Below are 20,715 nucleotides of genomic sequence, written 5' to 3' on the forward strand. Positions count from 1 at the left end.
CCCGCGCGCAGCAACGGATTTCGAAACGAAGAATAGGATTCACGTGACCACAGACACCCACCAGGGCGAAGACGTCACCGTCAAGGACGGCGTCATTTATCACCAGTTCGACGTCGTCATCGTCGGCGCAGGTGGCGCGGGCATGCGCGCCGCGATCGAGGCGGGGCCGAAGGCCAAGACCGCCGTGATCACGAAGCTCTACCCCACGCGCTCCCACACGGGCGCGGCGCAGGGCGGTATGGCCGCGGCGCTCGCGAACGTCGAGGAAGACAACTGGGAGTGGCACACCTTCGACACGGTCAAGGGCGGCGACTACCTCGTCGATCAGGACGCGGCCGAGATCCTGGCCCGCGAAGCCATCGACGCGGTCATCGACCTGGAGAACATGGGTCTGCCCTTCAACCGCACCCCGGAGGGCAAGATCGACCAGCGTCGCTTCGGCGGCCACACGCGCGATCACGGGAAGGCGGCGGTGCGCCGTGCGTGCTACGCCGCGGACCGCACGGGCCACATGATCCTGCAGACGCTGTTCCAGAACTGCGTGAAGCTCGGTGTCAACTTCTTCAACGAGTACTACGTGCTCGATCTGGTGATGACCGAGGTCGACGGCGTGCGCAAGCCTTCCGGCGTTGTGGCGTACGAGCTCTCGACGGGCGACCTGCACGTCTTCCAGGCGAAGTCGATCGTGTTCGCGACCGGCGGGTTCGGCAAGATCTTCAAGACGACCTCGAACGCTCACACCCTCACCGGTGACGGCGTCGGGATCGTCTGGAGGCAGGGTCTGCCGCTCGAGGACATGGAGTTCTACCAGTTCCACCCGACGGGCCTCGCAGGCCTCGGGATCCTCCTCACGGAGGGAGCGCGCGGCGAGGGCGCGATCCTCCGCAACGCGTCGGGCGAGCGCTTCATGGAGCGCTACGCCCCCACCATCAAGGACCTGGCGCCGCGAGACATCGTGGCCCGCTCGATGGTCCAAGAGGTGCTCGACGGACGCGGCGCTGGCCCGCACAAGGACTACGTCTATCTCGACTGCACGCACCTCGGTGCGGAGGTGCTGGAGACGAAGCTCCCCGACATCACGGAATTCGCGCGCACCTACCTGGGCGTCGACCCGGTGACGGAGCCCGTCCCCGTGTTCCCGACCGCGCACTACGCGATGGGCGGCATCCCGACGAACAACGACGCGGAGGTGCTCTCCGACAACACCACGGTCGTTCCCGGCCTCTACGCCGCGGGCGAGTGCGCCTGCGTCTCGGTGCACGGCTCGAACCGCCTCGGCACCAACTCGCTGCTCGACATCAACGTGTTCGGCAAGCGCTCCGGCAACAATGCGGCCGACTACGCGCAGACCGTCGATTTCGTCCCGCTTCCCGAGGATCCGGCGAAGATGGTGCGCGAGATGGTCGAGGGCTTCCGCAACGGCACGGGCACCGAGCGCGTCGCCGATCTGCGCCGCGAGCTGCAAGAGGCCATGGACCGCGGTGCGCAGGTGTTCCGCACCGAGGAGTCGCTCACCGAGGTGCTCGGCGTGATCAACGACCTGCGCCTGCGGTACATCAACGTCGGAGTCCAGGATCGCGGCAAGCGGTACAACACGGATCTCCTCGAAGCGATCGAGCTGGGGTTCCTGCTCGACCTGGCGGAGGTGCTCACGTACACGGCCCGCAACCGCAAGGAGAGCCGTGGCGGGCACATGCGCGACGACTATCCGAACCGCGATGACGAGAACTACATGCAGCACACCATGGCGTATCTCTCCGGAGATCCCCACTCGGCGGACCCAGAGGATCACATCCGCCTGGACTGGAAGCCGGTCGTCGTCACCAAGAACGAGCAGGGCGAGTTGCGCTACCCGCCGCTGGAGAGGAAGTACTAGGTCATGAGCATTGCAACTGCTGAAGCTCCCACCGCCGAAGCTCCGGAAGCACCGAAGCCCTTCACGGTGACCCTGCTGATCCGCCGATTCGACCCCGAATCGGGTCGCGAGGCGTTCTGGGAGGACTTCGACGTCGAGATGTACCCGACGGATCGAATCCTCGACGCTCTGCACCGCATCAAGTGGGATCAGGACGGCACGCTCTCGTTCCGCCGGTCGTGCGCGCACGGCATCTGCGGGTCCGACGCGATGCGGATCAACGGCCGCAACCGTCTCGCCTGCAAGACACTGATCAAGGACCTCGACATCTCGAAGCCGATCTACGTCGAGGCCATCAAAGGGCTCCCGCTCGAGAAGGACCTCATCGTCGACATGGAGCCGTTCTTCGCGGCCTACCGCGAAGTGCAGCCGTTCCTCGTCTCGGGTTCGGCTCCCGAGGGCGGCAAGGAGCGTCTCCAGACCATCGAGGACCGCGAGCGCTTCGACGACACCACGAAGTGCATCCTCTGCGCGGCGTGCACGACGAGCTGCCCCGTGTTCTGGACGGATGGGCAGTACTTCGGCCCCGCCGCCATTGTCAACGCCCACCGGTTCATCTTCGATTCGCGCGATGAGAACGCGGAGGTGCGACTCGACATCCTGAACGACACCGAGGGCGTCTGGCGCTGCCGCACGACCTTCAACTGCACCGATGCGTGCCCGCGCGGCATCCAGGTCACCAAGGCCATCGCCGAGGTCAAGGCCGCGATCCGCACCGGGAAGACCGCGTAGGGCACGCCGAGGTTCGCTCCTCGGTTACAGTGGCTGAATGACGTCGCCCCGGAGTTCCTCCACACGAGTGGAGGGCTCCGGGGCGACGCGCGTTTCCGAGGTCGTCGAACGCGGCAGACGGCGATGGCGATGGGCCCAGCAGCTGCGACCCGTGCGCACGTACATGCACTTCTCCGACGTCGGCGGAATCGTGCTCTCCGGAGGCATGAGCTACCAGGCCCTCTTCGCCGTCTTCGCGGCGCTCTGGTTGGGCTTCGGCATCTTCGGCATCGTGCTGCGGGGCCGACCGGAACTGCTCGAAACGCTGGTCGCCCAGATCAACCTCTTCATTCCCGGGCTCGTCGGGAGCGGAGGAGCCGTCTCGATCGACGAGCTGATGAGCGCACGCGCCTTCGACTGGTCGAGCGGCATCGCGGGGTTGGTGCTCGTGTGGGTCGCGCTGAACTGGTTCACGGGCACGCGCCGGTCGATCCGCATCATGTTCGGACTCGAGGTGCGTCTCTATCGGAACCCCGTACTGCTGAAACTGCGGGACTTCGTGCTCGCGATCATCTTCTTCGCCGCGATCCTCGTATCAGCGGCGCTCACCGTGCTCAGCTCCAATGTGGCCGATCAGTTTCTCTCGTGGATCGGTGCGGATCATGCGAACTGGTTCGTGGGCACGCTCGGCACCGTTCTGAGATATGCCGCGGTCTATGTGTTCGATCTCGTGCTGCTGGTCGCCATGCATCGCTACCTCGCCGAGGTCCGAGTGCCGCGGTGGCGCCTCATCGTCGGCTGCGGCCTCGGCGCCCTCGTGATGCTCGGACTCAAAGCGCTGGGCGGCGTGCTCATCGGCGGCGCCACGAGCAATCCCCTCCTCGCCACCTTCGCGGTGTTCGCCGGCCTCCTGCTCTGGTTCAACCTCATCTGCCGCACGCTGCTGCTGACATCGTCCTGGATCGTGACGGGGATCAATCCGGAACTCGGTCTCCCGAACGATCAGTTCACGGAGTCGCGCAGTACGCCGGGGCACCGCTGAGCTCATTGCTCGCTTCGAGCGGGAACAGCGTCCACGGAGACGCTCGCCCGTCGGCGAGGCGCAGCTGGATCTCGATGATCGCCGCGGTGGGGTCTCCGACCGATGATGCTCGCAGAGGGATCGGCGTGCTCGTGTACCACCGCGCATCGCCAAGGACCTGCATCTGCTCAGGGTGCTCGTTCGTCTGCCCATGATCGATCACGCGCGCGAACACGAGTGCGCCGTGCAGCGATGAGCGACCCTCGATGTAGACGCGCCCATCTCCGCACCGCGCCCAGCGGGGCTCGAACGGAGTCAGCGACGGATCGCCGGTCTCCTGCGGAACGGGATCGGGATCTGGAACTGGATCGGGGCCGGGCTCGGGCTGCGGCTCAGGGGCCGGATCGGGCCGCGGGTTCGGCTCCGGAGACGGCTGCGGTTCGGCCCCCGGGCCCATATCGGTGCCCGGTTTCGCATCGGCATCGGGTCCCTGGCTCGGAGGGGTATCGGTGTCGGCCGGCGTCGCTTCGACGACCGGCGAACCGTTCGCCTCGGTGTCTGCTGCGCCCTCGTCGTACGCCCGGTCCTCGAGCATCGCGCCGGCGTCGCCCTCCGCCGACTCGCTGCTCGACCGGTCGGCGCCGTCCCCGGTTCCCGGCTCCGATCCGTCTTCGTCTTCGCCGTCCGATCCCGCTTCGTCCGCTTCACTCGTCGGTTCGGAGGCGAGCGCCGGCGTGCTCGGCCCGTCGGACTGCGACAGGAAGAGCGCTCCGCCGCCGATGACGATCGCAGCCGCAGTGGCCGCGGCGATCAGCAGGGTGCCCGAAAGGCCGCTCAGGATGCCGCCGGTCGCAGTACCCGCTGCGCCAGCGCCAGACCCGGAGCCGCCGCCGGCAGGAGTGACTGGCGAAGCCCCGCCAGTCGCGCCGTGCGGGATGCTCCCCGCGGAGCCCCGTGCGGAATCCGCGGCCAACCCAGCCGCAGTGGCGGGTGTCGTCCCGCCCACACCGCTCAGGAAGCCGAGCGTCGGGGCCCCTCCGAGCAGGACGCCGACGAGTACGAGAGCCAGCTGACGATTGAGGACGGTGTACTCCGCGGCAACACCTGCGCAGCTCTCGCACGTGTCGAGGTGAGCCGACACGGCCCGGCTCGCCGCTGCGGTGAGCTTTCCGCGCTGGTATCGCTGCAGATGATCGAGCGTGGTGCCGCATGCTGCATCGTGAAGCTCGCGATCGATGTGAGCCTCCACCCATGCCGACTGGAGCGCTTCTCGCGCCCGTTTCGCGAGCGCCGAGACGCCGTTGGCTGAGAGCCCGAGAATCCTGGCGACATCGCGCGGAGGCATTCCCTCGACTTCGGTGTACCAGAGCACGGCCTGCCACCGCGCATTGAGGCTCTCGAATGCTCGTGCAGCCGCGTTCCGGTCGAAGGCGTGGTCTTCCCAGGGGCCGGACTCGGCGAACTCGGGAATGCGCTCCAGTTCATTGCTCGTGTCCTCCGGCCGGCGCCAGACGTCTGCGGCGATGGTGCGAACCGTTCGGTACATGTACGGCCGGAAGGCCCCGTGCGGGCCGCGGCCGTCGAGAATGAGCTCGAGGATGCGCAGATACGCCTCTGAGACGATGTCCTCTGCAGAAGAGCTGGTTCCGAAGTGGCGAGCAGCCGCGAGACCAGCTCGAGAGTGCCGCTGCCAGAGCACCGCGAACGCCGACGTGTCGCCCGCCCTGACGATGTCGAGCAACTCCGCGTCGGAACGCTCCGCGTGCGCTGATTCTGGCATTCGGGGTCTCCTCACGATCCGGCTACCCCTGTGAATGAAAGCTGCGCGAGCGCCACCTTCTGATCACCGCGACCGTTTCGCGGAAAACCCCCGCTTCTAGTATGCGCCGCACTCGCGCAAATCTCGAACGTGAAACATTCTTCGAGGTTTTCTCCAAGCGAGCGTCATGATCCGCCGATCTCCCCGTTATACGTCCGAGCTCGGTTCCCGTCTCCCCAACCCCAGGGACCCCCGGGGCGGGAGCCGAGCGCTCATCTCCGGCCCACCCCTCGATCCCGTTCTGGAGCAGACTGATGCGCACCGCCTCTCCGATCACCCGGCACCTGCGACTGATGGCAGTGCCAGCTGCGGCTGCGGTGACCATCGCCGGAGCGTGGATCGATGCTGCGATAGGGGTGCCGGAACGCACTCGCTCGTCCGACGCGGCCCCCGGCGCCTCATTCGCCGAGACCCTGATCTGCATGAGCGCAATCGGCGCGTTCGGCACCGCACTCCTCACCAGAGTCGGGGCGCGCAGGCGACGGCACCGACCCTGAATCGGCCCGCGCCAGGGAGCGGCGGCGGATCGCCGGCCCTGAACTCTCGCACGGCGGTTTACGCTGGAGACATGGAGCAGCAGCGCGCGGTGGAGCCGTACGACGTCGTCGATCTCATCACGACCAAGCGGTTCGGGCGAGCCCTCGATCCTGAGGAGATCGCCTGGCTCATCAACGCGTTCACGCGCGGCGTCGTCGCTCCAGAGCAGATGAGTGCATTGCTCATGGCCGTGGTGATCCAGGGCATGGGGCGTGACGAGATTCGAGCCATGACCGAGGCGATGATCGCGAGCGGCGAGCGAATGGACTTCACGGCCCTCGGGCGACCGGCCATCGACAAGCACTCCACCGGCGGCGTCGGCGACAAGATCACGTTGCCGCTCGTCCCGTTGCTGGCATCGCTCGGAGTCGCAGTGCCGCAGCTCTCGGGACGGGGACTCGGCCATACCGGAGGGACCCTCGACAAACTCGAGTCCATTCCCGGTTGGCGGGCTTCGCTCAGCACTGAGGAGATGATAGCGATGCTCACCGATATCGGAGGCGTGATCTGCGCCGCCGGTTCAGGACTCGCCCCGGCGGATCGCAAGATGTACGCTCTGCGCGACGTCACGGGCACGGTGGCCGCGGTGCCGCTCATCGCCTCGTCGATCATGAGCAAGAAGATCGCGGAGGGCGCCGGCGGGCTCGTGCTCGACGTGAAGTTCGGGTCGGGCGCGTTTCTCCCCGGGCTCTCGGACGCGCGGGAACTCGCGACCACGATGGTGCACCTGGGCGCCGACTCCGGGCTCGAGACGGTTGCGCTGCTCACCGACATGGATGCGCCCCTGGGGCGCGCCGTCGGCAACGCGAACGAGGTGCGCGAGTCGATCGATGTGCTCGCCGGGGGTGGCCCGGATGATGTCGTCGAGCTCACCCTTGCGCTGGCCGGGGAGATGCTCGCACTGGCCGGCATGCCCGACGTCGATCCCGCTCCCGCACTGCGAGACGGCCGGGCGATGGACTCCTGGCGGCGGCTCGTGGCCGCCCAGGGCGGCGACCCGCAGGCCACGCTCCCCGAAGCGCACGAGCACGAGGTCGTGCGGGCAGGCTCGGACGGGATCGTGCAGCGAGTGGACGCCCGCGCGGTGGGCGTCGCCGCATGGCGGCTCGGCGCGGGGCGAGCTCGGCCCGGCGATCCGGTCGATCATGCGGCGGGGGTCGAGGTGCTCGTGCGCCCCGGCGACCGGGTCGTCGCGGGCGATGCGCTCTTCATCGCTGGATGCGACCATGCGGGAAGGATGGCTCGCGGTCTCGAAGTGCTCCGCGGTGCGGTCGAGCTCGGGAGTACCGTTCCAGATCCTCGTCCGCTCGTCGCGGGTCGTATCATCGCCGACGGGTGACTGCGGAGGGGTGATTGCGACCGGTGACTGCGACGAATGAGGACGCAGGCGATCAGGCCCGTCGAGCGAGGAGCTCCCCCAACACGTGAGGGATCGCGGCGGCTATCTCGAGGGCTGTGACCGGGCGGCCTGAACCATCGGCCGATTCATCACCGGAAGCGTGGCGTGCCGCGCGATCGTGCAGCACCGCTGCGGTGGCCGCGAGGCGCGCCAGGAGGCCGGGATCAGAGCGCGCATCTGCGCTCCGACCAGCCACGAGGGCGCCGAGAAGCCCGGCGAGCACGTCACCCGTTCCCGCGCTCGCGAGCCACGGCGTGGCCGGGCCGGAGCGCCGCACCCAGCCGTCGGGGGAGGCGCAGATGGTCACCGATCCCTTCAGCAGCACCGTCGCGCGAACTGCCGACGCGAGCTGCGCAGCGGCTCGTGCCCGGGGCCCCGGCTCGATGCCGCGCGGATCCCATCCTTCTGGCAGGTCACCGAGCCTCGCGGATCGCCACAGCCGCTCGAATTCGCCGCCGTGGGGCGTGAGGATCAGGGGCGCGGCGCGGACCGAATCGTCGACGACGAGGTCGAGTGCTCCCGCATCGACCACCACGGCTGCGTCGCCAGCGAGCAGGCCGCGCAACTGGGCGAGTTCTGCAACCGAACGCGACGTCGCATCGGTGCCCGAACCGATGACCCAGGCATCGCAGGGACGGCCGACCGGCGGGCCGATCACCGTCTCGGGCCGCGCCGCGAGCACTGCCGCCGCGGCTGTCGGCAGCCCGTACGGTGGCGCGGACTCGTCATCGGGCGGAACATAGCGCACCATTCCGACCCCGGTGCGCCACGCGGCGCTCACACCGAGCACAGCGGCACCCGGATAGTGAGCGGCACCGGTGCGCATGCCGAGCACGCCCCGCCGATACTTGTCGTCATGCGGGCCGGGCGCTCGGAGCATCTCCGCCGCGTCGCGCTCGGTCCAGCGTGCGATCATGCCGACTGCGCTCCCGTCTGCAATCCCTCCAGATACTCGCGAACCGAGCGTTCGAGGTCGCCCAGGGAGTGCTCTGCCGCCGCGCGTCGCTCTGCGGCGGAGCCGACGTCGCTGAACGTATCGAGGTACACCTTCAGCTTGGGCTCGGTGCCGCTCGGCCGAATCATGACCCTCGAACCGTTCGCGAGATCGTAGCGAAGCACATCTGCGGGAACCTCGGCTGCGCCGGGCACGAGCAGGTCGCGGGTCTCGACGACCGGCGACGCGCCGAGTTCCCGCGGCGGGTCCTCCCGCACGCGAGCCGACAGCGCGGAGGCCGCCGGCATCGACGGCAGCCGGAGCGTCACCTGGCCGCTCGCGAAGTGACCGAAGCGCTCGCTCGCCTCGTCGAGACGGTCCCAGATCGTGCGTCCCTGCGAGGCGAGCTCCCGAACCATGGCGACGGCATCGGCGCTCGCCGAGATCCCATCCTTGTCGCGCACGACCGCCGGATGGATGAGATAGCCGAGCGCCTCTTCGAATCCGAAGACCAGGCCCGGTACGCGCGATACCCATTTGAAGCCAGAGAGCGTCTCCGTATACGTGAAGCCATACGCCTCGGCGACGGCACGGAGCGCAGGGGAGGAGACGATGGTGCACGCCAGGGCACCGCTCACGGCCACCTGGCGCTGCTTCGCGCGTGCAACGGCCCGCTCCGCTGCGCGCCAGCCCAGCAGCAGGCCGAGCTCATTGCCCGTGAGACGCCGATAGCCGGACGCCTCGGCACCGTGCGGGGCTGCGAGGGCGAGGCGATCCGCGTCGGGATCATGAGCCACGATGAGGTCGGCGTCGACGGCGCGCGCCGTTCGGTATGCGAGGTCGAGTGCGCCCGGCTCCTCTGGGTTCGGGAAGTCGACAGTGGGGAAGTGGCCGTCGGGCAGCAGCTGCTCCCGCACGGGGATCACTCGGGGGAGGCCTGAGGAGCGGAAGACGCGCTGGGCGAGGTCGGCCCCCACCCCGTGCATGGCGGTGTAGACGACGCGGATATCGGTGTCGGTGCCGATGGACACGCCTGGGGCGTCGAGTCGCTCGGGCAGACCGGCGAGCACGGCGGCCGACGTCTCCGACACGTAGGCGTCGGCGACACCGCCGCCCAGCACCGAGTACCCGTGCGCACGCGGAATCTGCCCCACCGGGGTGGCGGCGATGCGTTCGATGTGAGCGGCGATCGCGGCGTCCGTCGGAGGAGCGATCTGGGAGCCCGCGTCCTCATCGCCGAGATACACCTTGTACCCGTTGTCGCGCGGGGGATTGTGGCTCGCAGTGATCATGATGCCCGCCGACACATCGAGGTGCCGGACGGCGAAGGCGGTGAGCGGAGTCGGGCCCGCTTCGGGGAGCAGGTATGCCGAGATGCCCGCACCGCTCATGACCTCGGCCGCGTCGCGCGCGAACGTCGCGGAGCCGATGCGCCCGTCGTATCCGATCACCACGGAGGGTGCATCGCGGGACGCACGTCGCTTCGCCGCTTCCCAGAGGTATGCGGCGAAGCCGGCGGTGGTCTGCGACACCACGACGCGGTTCATGCGCATCGGGCCGGCGCCGATCCGCCCGCGCAGGCCCGCCGTGCCGAACGCGAGACGGCCACCGAAGGACGCCGACAGCTCGCCGATGGCCGCTTCGTCACCGCGCCTTGCTCGCTCGATCAGCGCTCGGGCCTCGGCGCGCGTGCTCGCGTCGATGTCGGCGTCCGCCCAGGCCGTCGCCTCGGCGATCATCGTTTCCAGGTCGGCGGTGGTCAGCTTCTCGTCGTCGCGCGCATTCCGCGCAGCATCGGCTGCGCGCGCCCTCCGCGGAGAGTGTGTTTCGGATGATGCCATCGCGGCGTCTCCCTTCCCCTGGTCATGCCCGTTTCAAGCTACCACTCTCGGGCTGGAGCCATGCCGCCGTGCGATGATGGTGTGCGCGTTCGAACTGCGAATGCACCTGCGTCGAGGGGAAAGTCCTATGTGCTCACCGGTTCGTTGTTCCACGTGCAACAGAGTGACGTGGACCGGGTGCGGCCTGCACATCGAAGAGGCGCTCGCCGGGTTCGAGAAGGATCAGCTCTGCACCTGCGAGCGGTAACGGTCGCGCGTCTGCTCTCGCTCACGTCAGGTCGGCGCTGGGCTCGCTGATCGAGTCGTCGGACGGCTCGAGATCACCGCACCCGATCGCTGCCTGGATCGCGAGCCAGCATTCCGCCGCGTCCTCCATCGAGGAGAGATTGCGATCGATGATCTTCTCGATGCGCGAGATGCGCGCGATCAGCGTCTGGCGATGCACGTAGAGCCGCTCTGACGCGCGGACCCAGCTTCGGTTCTCCTCGAGGAATGTTCTGAGCGTCTGCGTCAGTGCCGTGCCGCGCTGCTCGTCGTAGGTGCGCAGCGGACCGAGTACCTGCCGCGCGATGCGTCGGAGCTGATCGGGGTCGCTCGGCAAGAACAGCGACGTCGCGTCGTGCTCGGCGTATGCGAGCAGCCGACCGGCTTCATGATTGCGGATCAGCGCGCGGCGAGCCTGCTGCACGGCGACGGGAAGCTCGTCGATCAGATGGAAGCGGGCGCTCGCACCGATCCCTCCATTGCGCTCTGCGAGGGCCTCGAGCACCGCGCGCGGTTCGGGACCCGACTCCACGAGGAGGAGCAGCTGGCCATCGCGCACGATGGCGAGCATCGCGGTCTCGGCTGCGGCGAAGAGCGACTGCGCTTCGGCGAGCGCAGCCCGCGGATCCTTCGGCTGTGCAACGGCGCAGATGAACGGCGCTCCCACCCCGAAGCCGGAGAGGAGGCGCGCTGCGGCCGTCGAGGGCACCGTCCCGTCGCAGAGCTCGGAGAGGAGGAGCGCTCCGTGCAACTGCTCGAATTGCTTGGAATCCGCTGCGGGGAGGCCGAGGGCGGCGCTCGCGACGACCCGGGCGACCATGCTGAATCGCACGTCGTGCGCGGTCTCGAGCACCGGGAAGCCGATCTGGGTGGCGTGCGCGAGGGCAGCAGCGTTGAACGGCGCCCGCATCATCGTGGCATCGACGGCGATCGCGGCGATACCCGCGGCGTACATGCCGTCGAGGTACGCGCACTGCTCGGTGTCACCGCCGGGAACTGCGATGCCGGTCGTCATGACGAGAGTGTCCGGGCCCAACCAGCGCCAGGGGTCGGCCAACTCGCAGACGTGGGCCCATGACACCGGCCGATCTTCTCCGACACCCGGCGTGAGCGACGACGTTCCGATCGCCCGAAGCGCAAGGAGAGACCCGACCGTGAATGTCATGGCGTCTGCTCGCACCTCGGCGAGGGCGAGCCCGGCCCTCGTTCAGCAGCTCGCGACCGGGGCATCATCTCGGAGGGATCATGGCGGTCAGAATCGCCTCTGCCGCTCGGTACCCTGACGCGACGGCGCCCGACAGCGATTGCGCGGTCCCCGTGTGCTCGCCCGCGATCGCGACGCGTCCGGCCGGCTGCTCGAACGCCCGGGCGTCGCCCGTCTCCCAATCCAGGTTCGCGGCCGAGTACGAACCGCGCGCCCACGGATCGTCGGCCCAAGTGGTCAGGAGAACTTCGCCGTCGATCTCGAGCTCCGGTCTCATGCCGCGCAGCGCGCGCGTCCATCCCTCTGGCCCGTCCGCGACGTTCAACGCGCCGAGTGCGGCGGGCCCGCCGGCGAAGGACGACAGCGCATTGATGCGATGCTCACCGTCGACGGAGAGAGAGCGCCAGGACCACCAGGTGTGATCGGCGTTCTGCAACGCGATGTCTGCATCGACGCGAGCGAGCGGCACCCCCAGCTTCGCGGCGACCCCCATGAACCGGTGGTCGAGCGCGCGCTGCTGCTGCTCCGGCAGCGAGAACCCGAGGTCCAGCTCCCGCAGGAGCGGGAGCGGGACCGCGATGACGGCCGCGTCGGCGTCGAGGCGAGAGCCATCGTTCAAGTGGACCTGCACGCCCATCCCGGACTGGTCGACACCGGTGATCGGATGCTCGAGCCGCACGCGATCGCCGAGCCTGCGCGCCAGCTCGATCGACAGTGACTGATTGCCCCCGACGAATCGCCCGCCGTCTTCGATGTACCCGTTGGCGGTCGACGATTCGTGGAGCAGCACGGCCTCCGCGCTCACGAGGCTCGGATCCGCAGCGGCTGACGTGGTGGTGCGCCGATACACCGGATCGAGCCGGTAGCCGGTTCCCAGGGTTTCCGCGAACACGCGCTCGAGCGATACGCCGACTTCGCCATCGGCGAGCATGGAGCGCAATACCTCCTGCACCCGCGCGACGGTGTCGTTCAGCTCGGCGAAGGTGATGACCCGGCCATTCACCGTGCGTCGGCCGTAGCGCACGTTGTGGGACATGATCGGCACCCCGACTTCCGCCGAGAGTCGGCGGATGGGGAACTCTGTGGGGAAGATGTACTCGCCGCCGCGCTCGGTCATCTCGCCATTGCCGAGCCGTTGCGACCAGGTGCGGCCGCCGACCCGGTCTCGGGCCTCGAGAACGGTGCACCGATGCCCGGCCTTGCCGAGCTCCCAAGCGGCGGTGAGACCGGCGAGCCCAGCTCCGATGACGACGACGTCCATGCGCGTTCCTCCTTGAACAGCGAGCGATGTACCTCCCCCATCGTAGGATCGAGCCTTCGAAGATGCGAAGTCGAGCAGCGGAATCAGGCCAACTCCTTAGGTTCGTACGATGCAGATGCGCCGATCCGTACGATGCTATGAAACTTCGCGATCGCGGTAACGAAGGGGTAACAGCAAGCGTCATCGGCGCACCGCCGCGGCTACCTTCGGGAAGACCCGCCGAGCCCGGATTCGTGCACGACTCGCACGATTCGGAAGCACATGCTTCGGACGCGGGGACCCGTCACGATGAAGTGAGGAACGAAATGACTATTCTGAAGAATGCCCGAACGCGGCGAGGAGTCGCCGTCGTCGCGGGTACGGCCGCGCTCGCACTCGCACTGATCGGGTGCAGCGGCGGCGGCGCCGACCAGGAGCCCCCGCCGGAGCGGGACCTCGGTACTCCGGTTGCGGGGGAGATCGCGGAGGGCGCGCTCGACGGCGCCACTTTGACGTTCGCAGGGTCGGGCGGTGTGTTCCAGGACGGTCAGACCGAGGCGCTCTGGGACCCGTTCGCCGCGGCGTCGGGAGCCACGGTCAATCAAGATGCGTTCGACGCGGGCAAGTTGAAGGCCATGGTCGACAGCGGCAACGTCAGCTGGGACATCGTGAACACGACCCAGTTCGATACTGCGCGCGGGTGCGGAACGCTCTACGAGGAGTACGACTACGACCAGATCGACATCTCGAAGATCCCCGAGGGCACGATCACCGACAAGTGCATGGTGCCTCAAATCCTGTACGGCCTCGTGGTCGTGTACAACACGGACGAATTCGGCGATGATCCTCCGACCAGCGCGGCCGATTTCTTCGACACGAAGAAGTATCCGGGCAAGCGCACCGTGAGCCAGTCGACCTACGTCGATCCGCAAACCGTCGAATTCGCGCTCACGGCACAGGGGAAGGATGTGCAGAACATCACCCCCGAAGACATCGAAGGCGCGTTCGACATGTATCGCGAGCTCGGCGACGACGGCATCGGATGGACCACGGGCGCCCAGGCTCAGCAGCAGCTCGAAGCGGGTGAAGCCGTCATGGGGCTCGTCTGGTCGGGCCGCGGATACGGAGCGGCTGCCGCAGGAGCCCCGGTCGCCCCGATGTGGGACGAATGGATGATCATGGTCGATTCGAACGGGATCCCGAAGGGCGTCACCGACAAGCAGGCTGCCTTCGCCGCCGTCAACTACTCGATCGGCGCGGAGCAGCAGGCCAAGATGACCGAGCTCACCTCCTACGGCGGCGTCAACATCGACGCCAAGCCCGAGGTGGACGATCAGCTGGCGGAGTGGATGACGACCGAGCATCTCGATACGGGGATCGCCCCCAACGTCGATTTCTGGGTCGAGAATTACGACGCCCTCGCGGCCGCCTGGGCCGGTTGGGCCACCGGTAACTGATCATCATGACTGAAACCACCGTCGCCGGGGGCGTCGCAGCAGCGCTGACCGCCGCCCCCGGCGCGGATGTCGACGGGCCGAAGCAGCGGGGGCCGAGAAATTGGCGCCCGCTGCTGCTGCTGGTCCCGGCATTCGTGATCGTCACGCTCTTCTTCCTCGCGCCGCTCGTCGACGTGTTCATCCGCTCGGTGACGGACCCGGTGCCGGGAATCCAGAACTACCAGTGGCTCTTCACGACCGAAGCGAACCTGAACGTCGTCATGCGCACCTTCGGCACCGCGATCCTCGTGACCTTCGTGTGCCTGCTCCTCGCGTACCCCTACGCCTACCTGATGACCATCGTGACCGACCGCACGCGCAATCTGCTGCAGCTGTTCATCATGATGCCGCTCTGGACCTCCATCCTCGTGCGCACGCTCGCGTGGATGGTGCTGCTGCAAGATACCGGCCCCATCAACGGGTTGCTGGAATCGCTCTTCGGATTGGGGCCGATTCCGCTGATCCGCACCACGTTCGGCGTGGCCCTCGGCATGTCGCAGGTTCTGCTGCCGTTCATGGTGCTGCCGCTCTACTCCTCGATGGCGAAGATCGACAAGCGCCTGCTGCCCGCCGCAGCGAACCTGGGCGCCAATCCGGTCACGGCGTTCTTCACCGTGTACCTGCCACTCTCGCGGCCGGGCATCTTCTCCGGCAGCGTCACGGTCTTCATCCTCGGCCTCGGCTTCTACATCATCCCCGCGCTGCTGGGATCGTCGAAAGAGATCATGATCTCCGCGCTCATCCAGCAGCAGATCAGCGTGTTCCTGATGTGGGGACAGGGCACCGCGCTCGGTGTCTTCCTCCTGCTCTGCACCATTCTGATCCTCGTCATCGTGTCGCGGTTCAACAAGCACGGCAGCCTGTTTCCGGGGGTGGACCGCTGATGACCTCGAAGCGTGTTCTCGGCGTGTTCGCCGTGCTGATCGTGATCTGGCTGATCGTGCCGACGCTCGTGATCGTGCCCATGTCGTTCAACGAGGCCTCCTCGTTCAACTTCCCGCCCAAGGGGTTCTCGACTCGCTGGTATGAGAACTTCTTCACCGATCCGAGCTGGTTGAAGGCGCTGTTCTCTTCGCTCCAGGTCGCGGTGATCACGATGATCGTGGCGACGGCGGTGGGAGTGCTCGCCGCACTCGGCCTCTCGAAAGTGCGTTTCCGCGGAAAGGGTCTCGTCGAGGGGTACTTCCTGCTCCCGCTGATCGTGCCCGGAATCGTGCTCGCGGTCGGCCTCTACTCGCTGTTCCTGCGCCTGGACCTGCTCGGCACCCTGCCCGGCTTCGTGCTGGCGCACACGATCGTCTCGATGCCGCTCGTCATCACGAACGTGATGGCGTCGCTGCAAGGGCTCGACCCGCGGCTCGAACAAGCCTCCGCGAGCCTGGGCGCGGGCAAGATGCGCACGTTCTTCAGCATCATCCTGCCGTTGATCGCTCCCGGAGTGACAGCCGGCGCCCTGTTCGCCTTCGTCACCTCCTTCGACGAGGTGATTCTCTCCCTGTTCATCCAATCCCCCTCACTGCAGACGCTGCCGGTGAAGATCTTCAACAGCGTCACGCAGACCAACGACCCGACGGTGGCCGCTGTCGCCGTGATCACCATGCTCACGTCGGTGATCGTGATGCTCATTGCTCAATTCGCCACACGGAAGAGAAAGCGACCAGTCTCGTGAACGCTATGACCCACAGTGAGATCCCGGTGCCCGACGGGCACGAGCAGGAGCTGCGCGCCGTCGGTTTGAACACCTCGGCGATCCACTCGATCGGCGAGGCGGGCATCAGTCTGAATCGCGTGACGAAGCGCTACGGCGAGAGCACGGTGGTGAACGAGATCGACCTCGTCATCGAACCCGGCGAATTCATGACCTTTCTCGGCCCGTCGGGCTCGGGGAAGACCACGACGCTGAACATGATCGCGGGGTTCACCTCCGTCACCGAGGGGCACCTGCACATCTACGGCAAACCGGTCGCGAAGCTGCCGCCGCATAAACGCGACATCGGCATGGTGTTCCAGAATTACGCGCTGTTCCCCCATAAGACCGTCGAGGAGAACATCGCCTATCCGCTGCAACGACGCAAGCTGAGCAAAGCGCAGCAGAAGGAGAAGGTCGCCGCGGCGCTCGGAATGGTGAGAATGGGGGAGTTCGGCGACCGCTATCCGTCGGAACTCTCAGGCGGGCAGCAACAGCGTGTCGCGCTCGCGAGAGCGCTCGTCTACGAGCCGCGCGTCCTGCTGATGGACGAGCCGCTCGGCGCGCTCGACAAGAAACTGCGCGAATGGCTGCAGACCGAGATCAAGCGCATCCATCGCGAGGTCGGGTCGACGTTCGTCTACGTCACCCACGATCAGGAGGAGGCGCTGTCGATGTCGGATCGCATCGCGGTCTTCAACAACGGCAGGCTCGAGCAGGTGGGCACGTCGGAAGACCTCTACGAGGCGCCTCAGACGCTCTTCGTCGGTCGCTTTCTCGGAGAATCGACCGTGCTGCTCGGCAAGGGGATCGCGGTGGGGGAGCGCCAGACGGCGATCGAGGTCGCCGGCCATCGTGTCGTCGCAGACGGGCAATCGCGACACGAGGATCTCGCGATCCTGATCCGACCCGAGAATCTCCGGCTCGAGCCCGTCGGCACGGTTCCCGGAGAGTCGCAGAACGCGATTCCGGTGACGATCATCGATGTGACGTACCTCGGCGCCTCGCGGAGATACAGTGTTCGGTTGCCCGACGGGAGCGAGGGCGCGGTGCGGCTCGGGCAGGAGGCGCGTATTCACAATCGCGGAGACGAGGTCGCGATGATGTGGGAGGTCGCCTCTGGCGTCCTCCTCATCGACACGGGGGATGCCGGCGAATCGACGACATGAATCGCGAACGCCCGCGCGCACTCGGGAAACCGGGTGCGCGCGGGCGTCGACGAGCGAGCGTCAGGCGTCGATGTCGACGTCCTTCGTCTCCTTCGTGAGCAGCAGTGACACGAACGTCACGAGGCCGGCACCTGAGAGGTACAGGCCGACGAGCAGCGGACTGCCGTCGGCGAGGCCCCAGAGCCACACGGCGACGATCGGAGCGAGCGCGGCGCCGAGAATGGACGAGACGTTGTACGCCACGGCCGAGCCGGTGTAGCGCACGTTCGTCGGGAACATCTCGGGGAGGAACGCGCCCATCGGTCCGAACGTCAGGCCCATGAGCGTGAAGCCGAGCGCGAGGAAGAACATCACCATCGGTGTGCTGCCGCCGCCGAGCATCGGCACGAAGAGCAGACCGAACAGGACGATCGCGCCGGTCACGACGAGCAGGGTCTTGCGGCGGCCGAAGCGGTCGGCGAGCGGGCCGGAGACGAGCGTGAAGATGCCGAAGAACACGACGCCGAAGACCAGCATCAGGATGAAGGCGTTGTACGTGTAGCCGGCCCCGGGCACCTCCGCGTCGGTCGGACGCGTTCCGTACGTGAGCGTGTACGAGGTCATGAGGTAGAACAGCACGTACGTCGCGAGCATCGCGAAGGTGCCGAGGATCAGACCCTTCCAGTGGAACCGGAACGCTTCCGCGATCGGCATGCGCTTCACTCCGCCCGACTGCTTGGCCTGCTCGAAGGCGTGCGACTCGACGAGCTTGAGACGCACCCAGAGGCCGACGATCACCATCAGCGCTGAGAAGAGGAACGGGATGCGCCATCCCCATTCGAGGAAGGCCGCCGAAGGCTGACCCGGGTTCGCCGGATCGGCCAGCACGTGGTTGATCACGTAGAAGAGCATGTTCGCGATGATGAAGCCGATGGGGGCGCCGAGCTGCGGGAACGTGCCGTACCAGGCGCGCTTGCCAGCCGGAGCGTTCTCGGTTGCGACGAGCGCGGCGCCGGACCACTCTCCGCCGAGTGCGAAGCCCTGCGCGAGTCGCATGACGAGCAGCAACACGGCCGCCCACACGCCGATCTGCGAATGCGTCGGTAATAGGCCGATCGCGAAGGTCGCGATGCCCATCGTGAGGAGCGAGGCGACGAGCGTGGTCTTGCGGCCGAGGCGATCGCCGAGATGGCCGAAGAAGATCGCGCCGACGGGTCGCGCGAGCATGGCAGCGCCGAAGGTCGCGAACGACGCGAGTAGCGCGGTCGTCTCGTTCTCAGAGGGGAAGAAGAGGTGAGGGAAGACGAGCACGGCTGCGGTCGCGTAGACGTAGAAGTCGTAGAACTCGATGGTCGTGCCGACGAGGCTCGCGAGAATCACGCGTGAGCGCGAGTTGCGAGGCTGAGTCGATGGGAGGGAAGTGGTGGCTGACACAGTGCGGCTTTCGAAAAGGATTGCGTGTGTGCGAGCAACTCAAACCCGGATCGGGCTCAGTGCGCGACGTCGGGCGTGACCGCTTGTGGCAGACCCCGTAATAATACGCAGGATCCGCGCCGATTTCACTTCGGGCGCGGATCATGTGTGAGCGCCCGACCACCATGATCTCGTGCGGGAGCTTCGAGAGGAAAGGTCACGAACATGTATCGCTCGTTGCGGGATCGAAGCGGCAACTGTACGGTGGGTCTACATCCACTGAACACTTTGTTCAGTATCCGCACTCGTGCGGTACAGCGGTTCGAGGAGGAACCCATGTCGGCAGATGATGCGCTGGAACTCGGACGCCGGGTGGCCGCGCTTCGCGAGGTGCGCGGGATGAGCCTGCGCGCGCTCGCCGCAGCCGCGGGCGTGAGCTCGAGTTTCTTGAGCCAGCTCGAGAACGCCCGCACGAATGCGAGCGTCGCATCGCTGCGAAAGATCGCCGTCGCGCTCGGCGTCTCGCCCGCGCAGCTGCTCGACGACAAGCTCGTGCACACGAGGGGCGTGCTCCGCGCTGCCGATCGGCCGACGCTGCCACTCGAGGGAGCCGACAAGTACGTGCTGTCGCTGCCGCCGCTGCGCAATCTCGAGGTGTACGCCGGGCACTTCGAGCCCGGAGGCTCGACCGGATCCGATCTCTACACGCACGGGCAATCGCAGGAGATGCTCGTCGTGACGATGGGCGAGATCATGCTCCAGCTCGGCGACGACCGTTACACGCTGCGCACCGACGACTCGATCGAGTTCCTGAGCTCGGTGCCGCACCGGGTGGCGAACGAATCGGACGCACCCGCGAGCGTGATGTGGATCAACAGCCCGCCGACCCCGGTCGAAGACGTCCACGTCGGCTGACCGAACCCGCCATCGCATCATGTTTGACCATCAATGGAGAGGACGCATCATGAAGAGACGAACCGCCCGCACACTGACGTCGGGCCTGGCACTCCTGGGGGCCGGGGCGCTGCTCGCAGGCTGCTCGGCAGCAGGACCCGCCGCGGAGATCGACCTGGGCAGCGGCCCGGCGGAAGCCGGTGTCGTGAAGGAGGGCGCGCTCGACGGGCTGAACCTCACCTTCGTCTCCTGGGGCGGCGTGTTCCAGGAGGGCCAGATGGAGGCCATCGGCACGCCGTTCGCCGAGGAGTCGGGCGCGAATGTGCTCGAGGACGGACCCACCGAGTACGCGAAGGTGAAGGCGCAGGTCGACAACAACGCCGTGACGTGGGACGTCGTCGACACCGACATCATCTGGGCGCAGAAGCAGTGCGGTGAAGACGGCCTGCTGATGGACATCGACACATCGATCGTCGACACCTCCCACGTGCCGGAGGGCCTGGTCGGCGACTGCTACGTTCCGGCGATGCAGTACGGCTACGTCATCCTCTACAACGCCGACGCATACCCGACGGCGCCGACCGGGTGGAAGGACTTCTTCGACACCGAGGCGTTCCCCGGCAAGCGCGCCATCGCCGGTTTCGAGGATGTCGGACCCGGGGTCTACGAGGGCGCACTGCTCGCCGACGGCGTCGCGGCCGACGAGCTGTACCCGCTCGACATGGACCGGGCGTACGACCGGATCGACACGATCCGCGACGATCTCATCTACTGGAAGACCGGAGCCGAGTCGCAGCAGATGATCGAGTCCGGTGAAGCCGACATGGCGCTCGTCTGGTCTGGTCGCGGGTACGCGGCCGTCGAGAACGGCGCGAACTACAAGCCGATCTGGAACGAGTCGCTGCAGATCGTCGAGGCGCTCGGCGTGCCGAAGGGCGCGGCGAACCCCGACGCTGCGATGGCCTTCCTCAACTACTACCTGGGCAAGGAACAGCAGGAGAAGCTCACCGAGCTCACCTCCTACTCGCCCGTCCACGATGAGGCGCAGCCCGCGCTCGACGAACTCGGACAGGAGTTCCTCGTCACCGACCCCGCGATCGCCGACCAGATGGTCCCGACCGACGCGGCCTGGTGGGCGGAGAACTACGACGCGGAGCTCGAGCGCTGGATGGCGTGGCTGCAGGGATGAGCT

General features: G+C 67.2%; 18 protein-coding genes. 12 read left to right on the forward strand and 6 right to left on the reverse strand.

Features of this window, described 5'->3' with window-relative positions:
- Positions 1–43 precede the first annotated feature (43 nt).
- From sdhA to JSQ98_RS12815, 3 genes are read left to right on the forward strand one after another with little or no spacing between them, the layout of a single operon-like run.
- The gene (gene sdhA / locus JSQ98_RS12805) at positions 44–1,876 is read left to right on the forward strand and encodes a succinate dehydrogenase flavoprotein subunit (protein WP_200330208.1); all 1,833 of its coding nucleotides are present in this window, start codon (positions 44–46) and stop codon (positions 1,874–1,876) included.
- A 3-nt stretch (positions 1,877–1,879) separates the two neighbouring features.
- Positions 1,880–2,647 (forward strand): succinate dehydrogenase iron-sulfur subunit, encoded by a 768-nt coding sequence (locus JSQ98_RS12810; protein ID WP_090146545.1) that lies wholly within the window; start codon positions 1,880–1,882, stop codon positions 2,645–2,647.
- A gap of 37 nt (positions 2,648–2,684) precedes the next feature.
- A complete protein-coding gene (locus tag JSQ98_RS12815) occupies positions 2,685–3,668 on the forward strand; it encodes a YihY/virulence factor BrkB family protein (protein WP_211650019.1) in 984 nt (327 codons plus the stop codon).
- On the opposite strand, the gene JSQ98_RS12820 is transcribed toward JSQ98_RS12815, so the two are convergent.
- A complete protein-coding gene (locus tag JSQ98_RS12820) occupies positions 3,634–5,427 on the reverse strand; it encodes a sigma-70 family RNA polymerase sigma factor (protein WP_211650021.1) in 1,794 nt (597 codons plus the stop codon). The genes JSQ98_RS12815 and JSQ98_RS12820 overlap by 35 nt on opposite strands.
- Before the next feature lie 293 nt (positions 5,428–5,720).
- Between JSQ98_RS12820 and JSQ98_RS12825 the strand changes: the two genes are divergently transcribed.
- Positions 5,721–5,963 (forward strand): hypothetical protein, encoded by a 243-nt coding sequence (locus JSQ98_RS12825; protein ID WP_211650022.1) that lies wholly within the window; start codon positions 5,721–5,723, stop codon positions 5,961–5,963.
- 71 nt (positions 5,964–6,034) lie between these two features.
- Entirely contained in the window at positions 6,035–7,342 is a 1,308-nt protein-coding gene (locus JSQ98_RS12830) for a thymidine phosphorylase (protein WP_211650023.1), read from the forward strand.
- Positions 7,343–7,394: 52 nt separating this feature from the next.
- On the opposite strand, the gene JSQ98_RS12835 is transcribed toward JSQ98_RS12830, so the two are convergent.
- Together JSQ98_RS12835 and JSQ98_RS12840 are read right to left on the reverse strand one after the other, a co-directional pair.
- On the reverse strand, positions 7,395–8,318 hold the full coding sequence (locus JSQ98_RS12835) for an ADP-dependent NAD(P)H-hydrate dehydratase (RefSeq protein ID WP_211650024.1): 924 nt from the start codon (positions 8,316–8,318) through the stop codon (positions 7,395–7,397).
- Positions 8,315–10,075: a phospho-sugar mutase gene (locus tag JSQ98_RS12840; RefSeq protein WP_211650546.1), complete on the reverse strand. Its 1,761-nt coding sequence runs from the start codon at positions 10,073–10,075 to the stop codon at positions 8,315–8,317. Before JSQ98_RS12840 ends, JSQ98_RS12835 begins: the two co-directional genes overlap by 4 nt.
- 229 nt (positions 10,076–10,304) lie before the next feature.
- Between JSQ98_RS12840 and JSQ98_RS15565 the strand changes: the two genes are divergently transcribed.
- Positions 10,305–10,424 (forward strand): hypothetical protein, encoded by a 120-nt coding sequence (locus JSQ98_RS15565; RefSeq protein ID WP_488153839.1) that lies wholly within the window; start codon positions 10,305–10,307, stop codon positions 10,422–10,424.
- 21 nt (positions 10,425–10,445) lie between these two features.
- Here JSQ98_RS15565 and JSQ98_RS12845 read toward each other — a convergent pair whose 3' ends face one another.
- Both JSQ98_RS12845 and JSQ98_RS12850 read right to left on the reverse strand, forming a co-directional pair.
- Positions 10,446–11,606, reverse strand: a complete 1,161-nt coding sequence (locus JSQ98_RS12845; protein ID WP_211650025.1) for a PucR family transcriptional regulator — start codon at positions 11,604–11,606, stop codon at positions 10,446–10,448.
- Between the two features lie 64 nt (positions 11,607–11,670).
- Complete coding sequence (locus JSQ98_RS12850) at positions 11,671–12,906, reverse strand: flavin monoamine oxidase family protein (RefSeq protein WP_211650026.1); 1,236 nt, start codon at positions 12,904–12,906, stop codon at positions 11,671–11,673.
- A 305-nt stretch (positions 12,907–13,211) separates the two neighbouring features.
- Between JSQ98_RS12850 and JSQ98_RS12855 the strand changes: the two genes are divergently transcribed.
- From JSQ98_RS12855 to JSQ98_RS12870, 4 genes are read left to right on the forward strand one after another with little or no spacing between them, the layout of a single operon-like run.
- Positions 13,212–14,342, forward strand: coding sequence for an extracellular solute-binding protein (locus JSQ98_RS12855; RefSeq protein ID WP_090146561.1), 1,131 nt, complete (start codon positions 13,212–13,214; stop codon positions 14,340–14,342).
- A 5-nt stretch (positions 14,343–14,347) separates the two neighbouring features.
- Complete coding sequence (locus JSQ98_RS12860) at positions 14,348–15,265, forward strand: ABC transporter permease (RefSeq protein WP_090146563.1); 918 nt, start codon at positions 14,348–14,350, stop codon at positions 15,263–15,265.
- Complete coding sequence (locus tag JSQ98_RS12865; RefSeq protein WP_090146565.1) at positions 15,265–16,050, forward strand: ABC transporter permease; 786 nt, start codon at positions 15,265–15,267, stop codon at positions 16,048–16,050. Before JSQ98_RS12860 ends, JSQ98_RS12865 begins: the two co-directional genes overlap by 1 nt.
- 5 nt (positions 16,051–16,055) lie before the next feature.
- Positions 16,056–17,237, forward strand: coding sequence for an ABC transporter ATP-binding protein (locus JSQ98_RS12870; protein WP_090146566.1), 1,182 nt, complete (start codon positions 16,056–16,058; stop codon positions 17,235–17,237).
- A gap of 60 nt (positions 17,238–17,297) precedes the next feature.
- Here the strand turns inward: JSQ98_RS12870 and JSQ98_RS12875 are convergent, their stop codons facing one another.
- Positions 17,298–18,596, reverse strand: a complete 1,299-nt coding sequence (locus tag JSQ98_RS12875; RefSeq protein WP_090146567.1) for an MFS transporter — start codon at positions 18,594–18,596, stop codon at positions 17,298–17,300.
- 369 nt (positions 18,597–18,965) lie between these two features.
- Here JSQ98_RS12875 and JSQ98_RS12880 point away from each other — a divergent pair, with 369 nt between their 5' ends.
- Together JSQ98_RS12880 and JSQ98_RS12885 are read left to right on the forward strand one after the other, a co-directional pair.
- Complete coding sequence (locus tag JSQ98_RS12880) at positions 18,966–19,544, forward strand: helix-turn-helix domain-containing protein (protein ID WP_090146569.1); 579 nt, start codon at positions 18,966–18,968, stop codon at positions 19,542–19,544.
- A 49-nt stretch (positions 19,545–19,593) separates the two neighbouring features.
- On the forward strand, positions 19,594–20,712 hold the full coding sequence (locus JSQ98_RS12885; RefSeq protein WP_090146571.1) for an ABC transporter substrate-binding protein: 1,119 nt from the start codon (positions 19,594–19,596) through the stop codon (positions 20,710–20,712).
- Positions 20,713–20,715 lie beyond the last annotated feature (3 nt).

This window comes from Leucobacter manosquensis, assembly GCF_018304845.1.
Classification (GTDB): domain Bacteria; phylum Actinomycetota; class Actinomycetes; order Actinomycetales; family Microbacteriaceae; genus Leucobacter; species Leucobacter alluvii.